Annotated in this window: 13 protein-coding genes, 1 tRNA gene and 2 rRNA genes; 3 read left to right on the top strand and 13 right to left on the bottom strand. The window is 45.8% G+C overall.

The genetic code is table 11. The features are described from left to right. The first annotated feature begins 31 nt into the window (after nucleotides 1–31). The 3 genes from Q7A_RS15075 to rrf all read left to right on the top strand — a co-directional run bounded on the left by Q7A_RS15075 (nucleotide 32) and on the right by rrf (nucleotide 3752). Nucleotides 32–104, top strand: a tRNA-Ala gene (locus Q7A_RS15075). A gap of 198 nt (nucleotides 105–302) precedes the next feature. Continuing rightward, a 23S ribosomal RNA gene (locus Q7A_RS15070) occupies nucleotides 303–3549 on the top strand. An 88-nt stretch (nucleotides 3550–3637) separates the two neighbouring features. Beyond that, nucleotides 3638–3752 (top strand): 5S ribosomal RNA (rrf, locus tag Q7A_RS15065). Between the two features lie 282 nt (nucleotides 3753–4034). On the opposite strand, the gene Q7A_RS15060 is transcribed toward rrf, so the two are convergent. The 13 genes from Q7A_RS15060 to aroC all read right to left on the bottom strand — a co-directional run bounded on the left by Q7A_RS15060 (nucleotide 4035) and on the right by aroC (nucleotide 15611). After that, nucleotides 4035–4586 (bottom strand): GGDEF domain-containing protein, encoded by a 552-nt coding sequence (locus Q7A_RS15060; protein ID WP_048480993.1) that lies wholly within the window; start codon nucleotides 4584–4586, stop codon nucleotides 4035–4037. After that, nucleotides 4574–5497 (bottom strand): PAS domain S-box protein, encoded by a 924-nt coding sequence (locus Q7A_RS15055; RefSeq protein WP_014707698.1) that lies wholly within the window; start codon nucleotides 5495–5497, stop codon nucleotides 4574–4576. The genes Q7A_RS15060 and Q7A_RS15055 overlap by 13 nt, the downstream gene beginning before the upstream one ends. 64 nt (nucleotides 5498–5561) lie before the next feature. Beyond that, nucleotides 5562–6518 (bottom strand): cysteine synthase A, encoded by a 957-nt coding sequence (gene cysK, locus Q7A_RS15050; RefSeq protein ID WP_014707697.1) that lies wholly within the window; start codon nucleotides 6516–6518, stop codon nucleotides 5562–5564. Between the two features lie 139 nt (nucleotides 6519–6657). Beyond that, on the bottom strand, nucleotides 6658–7122 hold the full coding sequence (locus tag Q7A_RS15045; RefSeq protein WP_014707696.1) for a CBS domain-containing protein: 465 nt from the start codon (nucleotides 7120–7122) through the stop codon (nucleotides 6658–6660). A 20-nt stretch (nucleotides 7123–7142) separates the two neighbouring features. After that, a complete protein-coding gene (nqrM, locus tag Q7A_RS15040; protein ID WP_014707695.1) occupies nucleotides 7143–7346 on the bottom strand; it encodes a (Na+)-NQR maturation NqrM in 204 nt (67 codons plus the stop codon). Between the two features lies 1 nt (nucleotide 7347). Further along, a complete protein-coding gene (gene nqrF / locus Q7A_RS15035; RefSeq protein WP_014707694.1) occupies nucleotides 7348–8565 on the bottom strand; it encodes an NADH:ubiquinone reductase (Na(+)-transporting) subunit F in 1218 nt (405 codons plus the stop codon). Then, a complete protein-coding gene (nqrE, locus tag Q7A_RS15030; RefSeq protein ID WP_014707693.1) occupies nucleotides 8565–9173 on the bottom strand; it encodes an NADH:ubiquinone reductase (Na(+)-transporting) subunit E in 609 nt (202 codons plus the stop codon). The genes nqrF and nqrE overlap by 1 nt, the downstream gene beginning before the upstream one ends. Continuing rightward, entirely contained in the window at nucleotides 9174–9836 is a 663-nt protein-coding gene (locus Q7A_RS15025) for an NADH:ubiquinone reductase (Na(+)-transporting) subunit D (RefSeq protein ID WP_014707692.1), read from the bottom strand. Next, complete coding sequence (locus Q7A_RS15020; RefSeq protein ID WP_014707691.1) at nucleotides 9836–10663, bottom strand: Na(+)-translocating NADH-quinone reductase subunit C; 828 nt, start codon at nucleotides 10661–10663, stop codon at nucleotides 9836–9838. The genes Q7A_RS15025 and Q7A_RS15020 overlap by 1 nt, the downstream gene beginning before the upstream one ends. A 2-nt stretch (nucleotides 10664–10665) precedes the next feature. Then, complete coding sequence (locus tag Q7A_RS15015) at nucleotides 10666–11874, bottom strand: NADH:ubiquinone reductase (Na(+)-transporting) subunit B (RefSeq protein WP_014707690.1); 1209 nt, start codon at nucleotides 11872–11874, stop codon at nucleotides 10666–10668. 2 nt (nucleotides 11875–11876) lie between these two features. Then, nucleotides 11877–13226: a Na(+)-translocating NADH-quinone reductase subunit A gene (locus Q7A_RS15010; protein ID WP_014707689.1), complete on the bottom strand. Its 1350-nt coding sequence runs from the start codon at nucleotides 13224–13226 to the stop codon at nucleotides 11877–11879. Between the two features lie 118 nt (nucleotides 13227–13344). After that, nucleotides 13345–14502, bottom strand: coding sequence for an MFS transporter (locus Q7A_RS15005; protein WP_014707688.1), 1158 nt, complete (start codon nucleotides 14500–14502; stop codon nucleotides 13345–13347). An 11-nt stretch (nucleotides 14503–14513) separates the two neighbouring features. Next, nucleotides 14514–15611 carry a chorismate synthase gene (gene aroC / locus Q7A_RS15000; protein ID WP_014707687.1) on the bottom strand — a complete coding sequence of 366 codons (1098 nt, stop codon included), beginning with the start codon at nucleotides 15609–15611 and terminating at the stop codon, nucleotides 14514–14516. Between the last annotated feature and the right edge of the window lie 9 nt (nucleotides 15612–15620).

The raw sequence follows: 15620 nt of genomic DNA, 5'->3' as shown, positions 1-15620 counted from the left end.
GCTTCGCAGCTTGCGAACGCCGAAGCGCAGCGGAGGCTGGGGCCCGGAGGGGTGACTGCCTTGCACGCAGGAGGTCCGCGGTTCGATCCCGCGTAGCTCCACCAATCTCTGTCTGGTGAATGAATACTTCATAGTGAACTTGAGTTTAAGTTGATTATAAAGTGTTTAATACACTGCTCTTTAACAAAACGGGAAGTAAAGTAAACAAGGCGCATTATTGTGTTGTCGTGAGACACGGCAATAATGCACGTAAAGAAACTTATGTAGCAAAAACCTATAACTCAATTTATTTCGGGTTATATGGTCAAGTGAATAAGCGCACATGGTGGATGCCTTGGCGATAAGAGGCGATGAAGGACGTAGTAATCTGCGAAAAGCGTAGGGGAGCTGATAAACGAGCTTTGAGCCTGCGATCTCCGAATGGGGCAACCCACATACCCTTGGGTATGTATCATTAAGTGAATACATAGCTTAATGAAGCGAACCCGGCGAACTGAAACATCTAAGTAGCCGGAGGAAAAGAAATCAACCGAGATTTCCCTAGTAGCGGCGAGCGAACGGGAAACAGCCTGCAAGTAATATTTAACGTTTTAGTGGAACGAGCTGGAAAGCTTGGCGATACAGGGTGATAGCCCCGTACACGAAAAGGCGTTAAAGGTACTAAGCTTGCGACAAGTAGGGCGGGGCACGAGAAACCTTGTCTGAACATGGGGGGACCATCCTCCAAGGCTAAATACTCCTTATCGACCGATAGTGAACTAGTACCGTGAGGGAAAGGCGAAAAGAACCCCGTTTAGGGGAGTGAAATAGAACCTGAAACCGTGTGCGTACAAGCAGTAGGAGCCCCATCACTAAGCTGCTTTAGTGGTGGGAAACGAAAATACCTTTGATTTTGAGGTGGCGAGCGAGAGCGAGCCCAACCCCAAAACAAGCAGTCAATTTACGTTAGAGAGTAAAGAGGCGGTTTTGAGGTGGCGAGCGAGAGCGAGCCCAACCCCAAAACAAGCAGTCAATTTACGTTAGAGAGTAAAGAGGCGGTTTTGAGGTGGCGAGCGAGAGCGAGCCCAACTCCAAAACAAACAGAGGTAGCTTAGTGATGGGGTGACTGCGTACCTTTTGTATAATGGGTCAGCGACTTAATTTATGTAGCGAGCTTAACCGAATAGGGGAGGCGAAGGGAAACCGAGTCTTAATAGGGCGACTAGTTGCATGGATTAGACCCGAAACCTGGCGATCTATCCATGGTCAGGCTGAAGGTTGGGTAACACTAACTGGAGGGCCGAACCCACGTATGTTGAAAAATGCGGGGATGAACTGTGGATCGGAGTGAAAGGCTAATCAAGCCAGGAGATAGCTGGTTCTCCTCGAAAGCTATTTAGGTAGCGCCTCATGACTCACTCTTGGGGGTAGAGCACTGTTTGGGCTAGGGGGTCATCCCGACTTACCAACCCCATGCAAACTCCGAATACCGAGAAGTGCAATCATGGGAGACACACGGCGGGTGATAACGTCCATCGTGGAAAGGGAAACAACCCAGACCATCAGCTAAGGTCCCAAAATTATGGCTCAGTGGAAAACGAGGTGGGAAGGCACAGACAGCTAGGAGGTTGGCTTAGAAGCAGCCACCCTTTAAAGAAAGCGTAATAGCTCACTAGTCGAGTCGGCCTGCGCGGAAGATGTACCGGGGCTTAAGCCATATACCGAAGCTATGGATGCCGTGCATCTTTAAACTGATTTACGCTTGTCGCTGAAAGCGACCAAGCCCTCCCGAACGTTAAGTTGGTAGGGGTGGAGAAAGCGCTAAAACGAGTTGGTTTAAAGATGCACGGCATGGTAGAGGAGCGTTGTGTAAGTCTGTGAAGGTGAGTTGAGAAGCTTGCTGGAGATATCACAAGTGCGAATGCTGACATGAGTAACGATAAAGGGGGTGAGAGGCCCCCTCGCCGAAAATCCAAGGTTTCCTGCTCAACGCTAATCGGAGCAGGGTGAGTCGGTCCCTAAGGCGAGGCAGAAATGCGTAGTCGATGGAAAACAGGTTAATATTCCTGTACCGGTTGTTACTGCGATGGGATGACGGAGAAGGTTAGGTTAGCCAACTGTTGGATATGTTGGTTTAAGTGTGTAGGCGTGTGCTATAGGAAAATCCGTAGCGCTAAGCTGAGGCATGATGACGAGTCTCAATGGAGACGAAGTAACTGATACCAGGCTTCCAGGAAAAGTCTCTAAGCTTCAGGTAACAAACGACCGTACCCCAAACCGACACAGGTGGATGGGATGAGAATTCTAAGGCGCTTGAGAGAACTCGGGTGAAGGAACTAGGCAAAATAGCACCGTAACTTCGGGAGAAGGTGTGCCCTTGTTAGGTGAAGCGACTTGCTCGTGGAGCTGAAGAGGGTTGCAGTGAACTGGTGGCTGCGACTGTTTATTAAAAACACAGCACTCTGCAAACACGAAAGTGGACGTATAGGGTGTGACGCCTGCCCGGTGCCGGAAGGTTAATTGATGGGGTTATTCTTCGGAAGAAGCTCTTGATCGAAGCCCCGGTAAACGGCGGCCGTAACTATAACGGTCCTAAGGTAGCGAAATTCCTTGTCGGGTAAGTTCCGACCTGCACGAATGGCGTAACGATGGCCACACTGTCTCCACCCGAGACTCAGTGAAATTGAAATTGCGGTTAAGATGCCGTATACCCGCGGCTAGACGGAAAGACCCCGTGAACCTTTACTACAGCTTTGCACTGAACTTTGAACCTACTTGTGTAGGATAGCTGGGAGGCATCGAAGCGTGAACGCCAGTTTGCGTGGAGCCAACCTTGAAATACCAGCCTGGTATGTTTGGAGTTCTAACCTCGTTCCCTTATCGGGAATAGGGACAGTGTATGGTGGGTAGTTTGACTGGGGCGGTCTCCTCCCAAAGAGTAACGGAGGAGCACGAAGGTACACTAAGTATGGTCGGACATCATACGGTTAGTGCAATGGCAAAAGTGTGCTTGACTGCGAGACAGACACGTCGAGCAGGTACGAAAGTAGGTCATAGTGATCCGGTGGTTCTGAATGGAAGGGCCATCGCTCAACGGATAAAAGGTACTCCGGGGATAACAGGCTGATACCGCCCAAGAGTTCACATCGACGGCGGTGTTTGGCACCTCGATGTCGGCTCATCACATCCTGGGGCTGTAGCCGGTCCCAAGGGTATGGCTGTTCGCCATTTAAAGTGGTACGCGAGCTGGGTTTAGAACGTCGTGAGACAGTTCGGTCCCTATCTGCCGTGGGCGTTGGAAATTTGAGAGGAGCTGCTCCTAGTACGAGAGGACCGGAGTGGACGTACCCCTGGTGTTCGGGTTGTCATGCCAATGGCATTGCCCGGTAGCTATGTACGGACGGGATAACCGCTGAAAGCATCTAAGCGGGAAGCCCCCCTCAAGATTAGATTTCCCTGGACTTTAAGTCCCTGAAGGGCCGTAGAAGACCACTACGTTGATAGGTTGGGTGTGGAAGTGCAGTAATGTATGAAGCTAACCAATACTAATTGCCCGTGAGGCTTGACCATATAACCCCAAGTAAGTTGGGTGCGCATATAAGTGACAAACCCTTTACTTCCCGAATTAGCTTACCCGAAAAGTAAGCAGCCAGTTATGCCTGGCGGCCATAGCGAGTTGGCACCACCTGTACCCATCCCGAACACAGAAGTGAAACAGCTCAGCGCCGATGATAGTGTGGGAGTTCCCATGTGAAAGTAGGTCACTGCCAGGCTTTAATATAAAAAAATACCCGGTCCTCATAGAGGCCCGGGTATTTTTTTATATTGAAGGTTGGCTTTTATCCTGCCTGAGCATGTGAACACCCCATGTGACATTATCGCCGGGAGCGATAATGGACGCCGGTAGGCGCCCGAAGGGTGAAGTGCATGGATGTACTTCATCAAAGTAGGTCAACGATAACCGCTTATGCGCTCTAGGCACACAACAACTCCCTGTAAATAAATGTCGGGCTTTTACATATTGAACGAAGTGTTCATGTCAGCAAACTACTTGGTTAAATACCAACAAACTCTGTAGAAGAAACCACAACCTGATCCCGTCCATTATTTTTTGCTTCATAAAGAGCGATATCTGCCGCTTTTATCATGTCAGCCTTTTCGATAAGCGTGTTATGTAGATAAGCCACGCCAAAAGATGCTGTGATCGGTGGCAGCGGTTTATTTTGATATAACAGTTCCAATGAGCTGATTTCCTGGCATAGCATCTCAGCGCGTTTAATCAGATTTTCCCTGTCGATATCCGGCATAATAATAATGAATTCTTCGCCGCCATACCGACAAATAACATCACTACTGCGAAAATGAGTTTTGAGGAGATTGGCATATTCAACAAGTACAAGATCGCCAGCATCATGGCCGTAATCATCATTAAACTTCTTGAAATGATCAATATCAGACATAATCAGACCAAGTCCATGCTGAGCTCTTGCACATCTATGAATCTCACGTTCAAGGCTTTCTTCCATAAAACGTCGGTTGAAAAGGAAGGTCAATGGATCGCGGACCGATTGGGATTGCAGAGCTTCCTTAAGTTTTAAACTGACCAATGATAAGGAAGATTATCAGCAGTAATTTTTACTAGGCGTTTTCTGGATTCAACATAGTAGGTTTTTTCTTCTCCGACTTTATGCTTTGCAGTATTAAATTCGATGTGTAGCATGCCCAACATTTCGCCTTGAGCAATAATTGGTTCACAGATATAGGTGCTGATACCATCGCCGACATGTTTACATCGGAGACGGCCATCGTTATCCAGTGTTGTATGTTCTTTACCTTGGCGAAGCGACCAGCAGTCATCTGGCGCAATAACAGGGGCACTTTTAATATCATCTATTATTCCCCAAGTTGTCATTGATTCTACCAGAGTTTTCTTATCATTAAATAAATACAGTGCGCCAGTACAATCTGGGAAAATCTGCTCTGCGTAATAAGAAACAATAGGGTAAGTTTCATCAACTGAACGACAGACCTGAAGGTAGGAATTAAGTTGATTTATCAGATTCATCTCATAGTTATATTGCGTTAACTCCTGATGAGATTTTTTAAGTTCATCTTCCGATAATTTTTGTTCGGTAATATCTGTAGATGAACCAACAAAGCCAGCAAAACGGCCATGTCCATCAATATAGGGTTCACCATGATCGATAAAATGTCTGTATTCACCATCACGCCGACGTAAGCGGTATTCCATGGTGAAGGGTTTGTAGGTCTCGAAAGCATCTTTAAACACTGTAAGACAATAGTCACGGTCATCGGGGTGCAGAGCATTGAACCATGCCTTTCCACCAAGTCTTTCTACCTTTTCCCTGCCGATAAAATTTTTATATTGGTTATTGGTAAAAATTATATTGCCATGAATATCGGTAAGCCAGAGTGTGACCGGAGCATCTTCCGCCAATGTTTGGAAATTAATCTCTTCCAAAGTTATAGCGGGTTTTTGCAGATTTACTTCACTCATACTTGAATTCACCTCCATTGTGAGCAGTTTCCTTGTGTCATAAATCAGCTATTAAAGAAATTAATTAGCTTAAACTTGCCAACCAATCATCATCAGATCCTTCGTTCATGCCTTCGAATAAATAGGTTGATAAATAACGCTCACCAGTATCAGGCAACATTGCCAGAATAACGGATCCATCCGTTGCATTATCCGCGATTTTCATTGCTGCTGCGACAGTGCCACCACAAGATAACCCACAAAAGATACCTTCTTCACTGGCTAAGCGTAATGCCCAGTTTTTGGATTCTTCATCTGTAACCGGGCACAACTCGTCATACACACCACGATTTAATACGTCCGGAATAAAGTCCGGTGTCCAGCCCTGAATCTTATGCGGTTTCCAGTCATCTCCAGCCAGCATGGAGGCCGCCGCAGGCTCTGCTACAACAATTTTAGTATCGGGTCTGGCAAGTTTGATCATTTCTCCAGCACCAGTTAAAGTGCCACCCGTCCCCCAACCCGAAACCCAATAGTCAAGTTCCTTCCCAGCAAAGTCACATAGGATTTCTGGGCCAGTCGTATTGCGATGAAAGGCAGGGTTGGCAGGATTCTCAAATTGTCGAGCAAGGAACCAGCCATGTTTTTCAGCAAGTTCTTCAGCTTTTTTTACCATACCGGTGCCTTTTTCAGCTGCCGGAGTCAGAATAACTTTAGCCCCCATGGCACGCATGATTTTACGACGTTCGACCGAGAAAGTTTCAACCATCGTGGCAACAAACGGATAACCCTTAGCGGCACAGACCATGGCTAAAGCAATACCGGTATTACCAGAAGTGGCTTCAATAACAGTTTGACCGGGTTTTAATACACCACGTTTTTCAGCGTCATCAATTACTGCAAATGCAAGCCGGTCCTTTACGGAAGCCATTGGATTGAATGCTTCAACTTTAACGTACATTTCAACGTGTTTAGGTGCGATGTTATTTAAACGAACGATAGGGGTATTGCCGATAGTGTCGAGTATGCTGTTATAAATCATATAAACTCAGTCGATTTGTTTAGGTAATTTAAAGCTTACACTAAATTGCAGTGGCAAAAAAATACCTTGATAGATTTACGTTACTCCATACAAAAACAGCCGCAAAGCGGCTGGTATTTTTGAGTCTAAATTTTGTTTGTCAGGAAACACTGGTACTGACATGAATATTTTGTTTAGTAGATTGTTTCGCTGGTTGCTTGCTATCGGGATTGGATGTCTGTTCTAAAGCTTTAAGAATATTTTGTCGGGTAATTGAACCGACTAAACGATTTTCTTTAATCACCGGCAAACATTTATAGGCGGTTTTTAAAAACTTTTCTGCGACCTCTATTATCGACGCGTCGAAATCAATGGTCTCGACCTTATTATGCATATATTCTTCAACTTTGCCTGCTGCTTCACCTTGATAGGCAGCATTAAGCGCCACTTGCATACAGTCTTTTTCAGACAGAAAACCAATCAAATTACCATGTTGATCGATAACGGGAGCACCGGAGATTTTAAATTCAATTAGTTGATGAATTGCACGTAATACATCCATCTCAGGTGTAAAAGTGATCTTGGTGCCATTCATATGATCTTTGACTTTGAGTGATGCAAGCATGGGCTACTCCCTGACGCTGTTTAGTTTTGTTGTTGTGCCCGCTTACGGGCTTCACACTCTTCTTTTTCCTGAATCGAGCAGGCACCACCACAACTTCCCGACAGACCAACCTGATTCAAACCACCACAACTACCTTTTATTGCAGAGCGACCAAAGATTACACCGATGGCCATGGCTATAACAGCCAGTAGAATAATCACAAATGCGGCAAGAAAAGTATTCATCTTAGCCTCCAAAATCATCAAGCATGATGTTTTCAGGTTCAACACCCAAATCTTCAAGCATTTTAATGACAGCTGCATTCATCATTGGAGGCCCGCACATATAGTATTCACAATCTTCCGGTGCTGGATGGTCTTTAAGATAATTTTCATAAATGACATTATGAATAAAGCCTGTATAGCCAGTCCAGTTGTCTTCTGGCAAAGCATCAGACAAAGCGACATGCCAAGTGAAGTTTTCATTTTCAGCAGCCAGCTCATCAAAATCTTCTGTGTAAAACATTTCACGCAGGCTACGAGCACCATACCAGAAAGTCATTTTACGCTTGGATTTTAGTCGTCTCAGCTGATCAAAAATATGTGAGCGCATGGGGGCCATACCAGCGCCACCTCCGATAAAGACCATCTCTTTGTCGGTATCCTTAGCAAAAAATTCGCCAAACGGACCGGAAATAGTGACTTTATCGCCCGGTTTGAGATCAAATATATAGGATGACATTATCCCAGGCGGTACATCGTCAGCATTAGGCGGTGGAGACGCGATCCGCACATTCAACATTACGATGCCTTTTTCTTCAGGGTAATTCGCCATAGAGTAGGCACGAACAACATTTTCCTTGACCACCGATTTGTAACGCCACATATCAAAGCGATCCCAATCAGGACGATATTCATCAGCTATCACAAAGTTTTTATATTCAACAGTATGGGGTGGGCATTCTATCTGAATAAAACCGCCTGCTCTGAAATTAACACTCTCGCCTTCTGGGAGTTCGAGTATTAACTCTTTAATAAAGGTAGCAACATTATCATTGGAACGGACAGTACATTCCCATTTTTTGACACCAAAAACCTCTTCCGGTACCTGAATACGCATATTCTGTTTGACGGCAACCTGGCAAGAAAGTCGATCACCTTCCGCTGCTTCACGTTTGGTAATATGGGATTCTTCGGTGGGAAGAATAGAACCACCACCTTCAAAAATTTTCACTTTGCATTGTGCACAGGTACCACCGCCGCCACATGCTGAAGAAACGAAGAGGTTTGCATCAGCCAAAGCACCCAGTAATTTACCACCAGCTTTGGTTTTAATCGTTTTTTCATCGTTGATAATAATTTCGATATCACCTGTTGCCACAAGTTTGGAACGGGCACTGAGAATTACGAATACCAGTACCATTATGATTAAAGTGAATAAAACAATGCCTAATATGATTTCCATTAGAGTTGAATCCCCGAAAATGCCATGAACCCTAACGCCATCAATCCAGCAGTAATAAAGGTAATGCCAAGACCTTGTAACCCATCAGGGACATCGGAATACTTAAGTTTTTCTCTGATACCAGCAATTGCCGTAATGGCCAATGCCCAGCCTAAGCCACTTCCCACTCCATAAACCGCACTTTCTGCAAGGTTGTAATCACGTTCAACCATAAACAGCGTACCGCCTAAAATGGCACAGTTCACCGTGATTAAGGGCAAGAAAATACCCAAGGCGTTGTACAGTGCAGGTACATATTTATCCATTGCCATTTCAATGATTTGTACCATCGCGGCAATAACGCCGATATAACTGATGAGCCCTAAAAAGCTTAAATCCACATCAGGTAAACCAGCCCAGGACAAGGCGCCTTCTTTAAGCAGGTATTGATAAATCAGATTGTTGGTCGGCACTGTAATGGCCTGAACCAGAACAACGGCAATACCAAGCCCCAAAGCAGTTTCAATTTTTTTAGATACAGCAAGAAAGGTACACATGCCCAAAAAGAAGGCGAGCGCCAGATTTTCAACAAAAATCGAACGAATAAACAGGCTGAGGTAATGCTCCATTTACAAGACCTCCGTACGGTGTACTTGGTGAATCTGATAATCCGGCGCTTCAACCTGCTGTGGTTTCCAGCTGCGGATAGCCCAGATCATCAAACCAATAATGAAAAATGCACTTGGTGGCAGCAACATCAACCCATTGGGTACATACCAGCCACCTTCATTTGCAACCGGAATAATGGTATGTCCAAACAGTTTCCCAGCGCCAAATAACTCTCGGAAAAACGCAACAACTAATAACACCACGCTATAACCCAGACCGTTACCGAGACCATCCAGAAAGCTCATGCCGGGAGTATTTTTCATGGCATAAGCTTCAGCACGACCCAATACGATGCAGTTGGTTATTATCAAACCAACGAATACGGATAATTGTTTGCTGGCTTCATAAGCATAGGCTTTGAGAATTTGATCGACGATGATAACCAATGAGGCGATAACGGTCATTTGAACAATTATGCGAATACTGGAAGGGATATGATGACGAATTGAACTGATAATCGCCCCGGAAAATGCTGTAACTGAAGTCAGCGCGATACACATGATCAATGCTGCAGTCATATTGGTTGTTACTGCAAGTGCTGAGCAAATTCCCAGTACCTGTAAGGTTATCGGATTATTGTCGATGATTGGATCGATAACATTATTTTTTGCTTGGCTTGCCATCAGTTATTCCCCCGTTCGGAACGTAGACTTTGTAAATAAGGTCCAAAGCCGTCTTCACCTAACCAGAATGAAATCATATTTGAAACACCTTTACTGGTCAGTGTGGCACCAGATAAACCATCGACTTTGTATTCTGCTTGGGGCAAATTGTTATCTACATAACCTCGGGCGACCCTGAATGCTACATTGCCATTTTCATCATATATTTTCTTGCCTTCCCATTTCGCCAACCAGCGTGGATTTTCTATCTCACCACCTAACCCTGGTGTTTCAGCATGCTCGTAGAAACGCAACCCTTGTATCGTATTGAAGTCGCTGCCTAGAGAGAGAAAACCATACATGGTTGACCATAATCCATAGCCATGAATAGGGATAACCAATTGTTGAATTTCATCTCCATCGCGCAAAATATAAACTGGTGCATATTTGGCACGGGATCCAATTCCCGCAACATCCTGCTGATTCTCAAGGCGAACTCCCAAATCAGGAGATCCAGCGGCTTTTCGTTGATCATAAGTCGCTGGATCAATATCTGTGTCCGCATATTGGCCGTTGGCCAGATCCACTAAACGAACCTCAAACTGTTCAAAGGCCGCTTCCATATCCATTCCTGGCTCAAATTGATCGGTAACGGCCAGAATGTTTTGTCGAATATCGTTCTTTTGATTAACAACCTGTCGGGATTTCAATGACACTGCTGCTGTTGAGACCATGACCGAACACACCAGACAAAGAACAATGGCGATAAAGATAGTTTTTTTGGGGTCATCATTTGGCAACTGCATCAGCCGGCCTAGAAAACCTTTTTTTTGTGTGATTTCTGCCATGGTTAGCTTCGCTGTAGTCTTCGTTTAATGTTGGACTGGACGACAAAATAGTCGATAAGAGGAGCAAATATATTAGCAAACAGAATGGCTAACATAATGCCTTCGGGGAAGGCAGGGTTGACTACTCGGATCAGAACAGTCATAAAGCCGATCAAAATGCCGTAAATCCAGCGTCCTTTATTGGTCATTGCTGCAGATACCGGATCGGTCGCCATAAAGACCATACCAAATGCAAAGCCGCCTAGCGATAAATGCCAATACCACGGGAGGCCAAACATAGGATTGGTATCACTACCGATCAAGTTAAACAGCCAACTGGTAGCGACCATGCCAAGAAATACCCCAAAAATGATTCGGAAAGAAGCAATCCGGGTATAAAGTAGAAAAGCCGCACCCAGCAAAATGGCCAGTGTAGATGTTTCACCAAGAGATCCCGGCATATGTCCGATAAATGTTTGTGTCCAGGTATAACCTGCTTCGGTGACAGATTCCAGGCCTCCTAAAGCTGCCAGAGCAAGTGGCGTTGCGCCAGTATAACCATCAATTGCCGTCCAAACAGCATCGCCGGACATTTGTGCTGGATAAGCAAAGTACAGAAATGCACGACCCGTTAATGCCGGATTCAGGAAATTTTTACCGGTACCACCAAATACTTCTTTACCAATGACAACCCCAAAAATAATCCCCAGAGCAACCTGCCATAGTGGGGTAGAGGGCGGAAGGGTAAGGCTGTATAGCATTGAGGTAACCAGAAAGCCTTCATTTACCTCATGATTTCTGACTGCAGCAAAAATAACTTCAAAGGTACCGCCAGCAATTAGCGTTGTCAGATATATCGGTAAAAAATAGAGTAGCCCATGGAACATATTAGAGAACAGGCTATTAGGATCGTAACCGATACCAAAGCTATTCAGGATCCAGCCACGCCAGCCTTCAAGTGTTGACATACCCAGTTGTGCCATTGCGCTGTTGGCTTGAAAGCCTGTATTCCACAGCATCAACATTAAAACTGGAAAAGTCGCGATGACGACATAACTCATTACCCGTTTAAGATCGATACCATCACGTACATGCGGGGATCCACGAGTCACATCGCCGGGACTGTAAATAAAAGTATCGACCATCTCATAAACAGCAAAATACTTCTCGTATGGTCCGCCTTTTTGGAATGATGGCTCTATCCGGTCAAGGAGTTTTCTTAAACGCGCCATGGTTATCCTTCTTTCTCAATTTGGGTTAAGTTGGCTCTCAGCGCAGGGCCATAGTCATATTTTCCAGAACAAACATAGGAACATAAGGCTAGGTCTTCCTCATCCAGCTCAAGACAACCCAATGCCTGAGCAGAGTCGGTGTCTCTGACTAATAAAGCTCTCAGCAATTGTGTTGGTAGGATATCCAGAGGCATTACTGTTTCAAACACACCCACAGGAACCATTGCTCGAGGGCTACCATTCTGTGAGGTGGTTAGTGGTAAATCCTTTTTACCAAATACTTTGCTGAAAAAAACGTTCAAAGCGGAATACTTATTGCTGCCTCCAGGACGGATCCAGCCTAATAATTCACGCTTGGTTCCTTCTTCAAGAACCGAGATCTGTGTATGGAAACGACCGAGAAACGCAGCCCAGTTATTGGCAGTGTGTCCATTTAATACGGAGCCTGAAATTACACGAGAGCGAATATTTTGAACTTCTCCCCGGACCAGGTCTTCGGTGTTGGCTCCAATACGGGTACGAATCAAACGTGGCTTATTCACCATTGGACCAGCCAGTGAAATAATACGTTCTACCCAAAGATGGCCTGTGGTGAAAAGCTTGCCAATGGCGATAACATCCTGATAACCGATATGCCACACAGTTTTATTTGTGCTGACCGGTTCAAGAAAGTGAATATGGGTACCCACTAGTCCGGCAGGATGCGGACCCGAGAAGGTGGGGGTTTCAAGATTTTTAATTTCTGGAGTAGGTAAAGCCGCTTTGGGTGATTGACAGAGAAAAAGTTTGCCGCTGGTCAGATGACTCAATACTTCGAGGCCGTGGCGAAAATCCTCAGCATATTCGTTAATAATCAGATTGGGATCGGCTGCAAGTGGATTGGTATCAATTGCGGTTATAAAAAGTGCATGAGGTTCACTGTCAAGTTCTGGCGCTTTACTGTATGGGCGGGTACGTAACGCTGTCCATAATCCGGATTCAACTAGATTTTGCTGAACCTGTTCTCTATTCAGTGTCGCCAGATCCTCCGGTGAGTAATGTTTAAAAGTGACCTCTTCGTCACCCTCAAGCTCAATAACCACCGATTGTAATGCCCTTTTTGCTCCACGATTAATCGCTTTAATTACACCTGCTCCAGGCGCTGTATAGGTTACACCAGGGATTTTTTTATCGGTGAATAGGGCTTCACCTAATTTAACCCGTTGCCCCTCTTCTACCAGCATTGTCGGCTTCATACCGACGTATTCGAGCCCCAATACAGCAACTGAAGCAACCGGGTTAGCTTGGCTAATTTTTTGTTCCGGCGCGCCAGCAAGGGGCAAAGTAAGCCCTTTTTTAATTGAGAAATGCATATCCCACCTAGTCAGAAGCAGTGCAATAAGCACTGTTGGCTTTTGAAAATTTCAGCACGGAATTATAACGGCTTTACGGTACTCATGGGAAGCTTGCTTTGTTATTTATTGTTTGTTTTTAGCTAAGTGAAGTTGTGCTTTTAAGCCAGATAAAGCCTATTAAAAAAGCACTGCTTGCAGTGAGAGCTGCTAGCATATAAGTTATCTCCGGTCCGGGCGTCAGCCATAAATAGCCACTCAATAAGCTTCCGACAGCGCCACCAGCACCGAAACTCATACTACTGTACAGCGCTTGCCCACGACCCTGATTACGACCTGTAAAATGTTGATGAACCCAGGCAATCGATGCTGCATGAAAAGCACCGTAACTGGCCGCATGCAGTGATTGTGCGGCGACAAGCATAACTACCTGGTCGGCATAAAGCGCAATCAGCAACCAGCGAAAAGCTGCCATGAGCAGGCTACCCAGTATTACTTTTCGGATGCCAAAGCGGGGTAGCCAGCGATGCATCACCATAAACACCATCAATTCAGCGACCACTCCTAGCGCCCATAATTGACCAATCAAGCTACGGCTATAGCCATGCTGCTCCAGGTAAATACTGTAAAACGTGTAATAAGGCCCATGGCTGACCAGCATTAAAAAGCAGATAGCTAAAAAGGCGTGAACAGCAGGTTGTTTGAGTACCTGTTTGATAGGGATGTGATTGAGACTGAGATGACGGCTTGCTGATTCGGGAACCGTGAGACTGATCAGCCAGATACCGCTGATGGACAATAACAACGCATAGGGAACGATGCCGGCATCATAACGATCCATTAGCCAACCCAGTAAGACCACGACACAGATAAACCCAATCGAACCCCACACGCGGATCTTACTGTAATGATGACTATGTTCACCAAGATGCTGCAGGGTAGTGACTTCAAATTGGGGAAGCGAAGCATTCCAGAAAAAACTGAAGACCATTAATACAACGGCAACCCAGTAATAACTCTGTGAAATAAAAATGCCTGAGAACGCCACGATACTCAGTAAGCTGGCCAGTCGAACAATCCGCAGACGTTGTCCGCGGTAATCGGCAATCCAGCCCCATACATTGGGAGCAATGATTCGGGTTGCCAATAAAATGGCGGTTAATTCACCGATTTGTCTGGCGCTGAATCCTTCCCATTGCAGATAAAGCCCCCAATAGGGCACCAGAATGCCCAGAGTGGCAAAATAAAACAGATAAAACCCTGACAGCCGCCAGTAGGGTAGTCCGGAAAAATGCACCAGCGATCAGATTAGGCTTGTGCCGGGATAATGGGGGTGTCAGTGGTTACATCCATATTCTGGGCCCGGTGACGTAACATATGATCCATCAATACCAGTGCCAGCATGGCTTCTGCAATTGGTGTCGCACGAATACCGACACAGGGATCATGACGACCATGGGTGACGACTTCGATGGCTTCTCCACGTGTGTTGATGCTTTTTCCGGGAATACGCAGACTGGAAGTGGGTTTGAGCGCCATACTTACCAGCAAATCCTGTCCACTGGAAATACCGCCTAATGTACCGCCAGCATTATTGGTCAGGAAACCTTCCGGTGTCAGTTCATCCCGATGTTCAGTACCTTTCTGGGTAACCGATTCAAAACCAGCACCAATTTCCACGCCTTTTACCGCATTGATACTCATCATCGCATGGGCGATATCGGCATCCAGACGGTCAAATATAGGTTCACCCAGACCCGGTGGTATATGGCGTGCAATGACATTAATGCGGGCACCAATGGAATTGCCTTCCTTACGCAAGGCATCCATATAATCTTCCAGCTGGGTTTCAATAGTGGGATCCGGATTGAAAAACAGACTATTTTCGATATGCGCCCAATCCAGCGTTTCAGCTTTAATCGGCCCAAGTTGACTCAGATAACCCTGTATTTCGATACCGTAACGCTGTTTGAGAAATTTTTTGGCGATCCCTCCGGCTGCTACACGCATTGCGGTTTCACGTGCTGATGATCGGCCACCGCCACGGTAGTCACGGAAACCGTACTTGTGGTGATAGGCATAATCAGCATGGGCCGGGCGGAATTGCTCGGCAATATTACCGTAGTCCTTGGAGCGCTGATCCACGTTTTCAATCAATAGACCAATCGGGGTTCCGGTGGTCTTGCCTTCAAAAATACCGGAAAGAATTTTGACCTGATCAGGTTCTCGCCGCTGTGTTTCATGGCGGCTTTTACCCGGTTTACGCCGATCCAGATCATTCTGAAGATCGGCTTCGGATAATTCTAGTCCTGGAGGGCAACCATCGACAATACACCCCAGGGCGCTGCCGTGGCTTTCACCAAACGTGGTGACTGTGAAAAGTTTTCCGAAACTGTTGCCTGACATAATCAAAAA

Origin of the sequence: Methylophaga nitratireducenticrescens, assembly GCF_000260985.4 — a bacterium.
Lineage (GTDB): Bacteria > Pseudomonadota > Gammaproteobacteria > Nitrosococcales > Methylophagaceae > Methylophaga > Methylophaga nitratireducenticrescens.
This window is presented reverse-complemented; position numbering and strand designations above follow the sequence as displayed.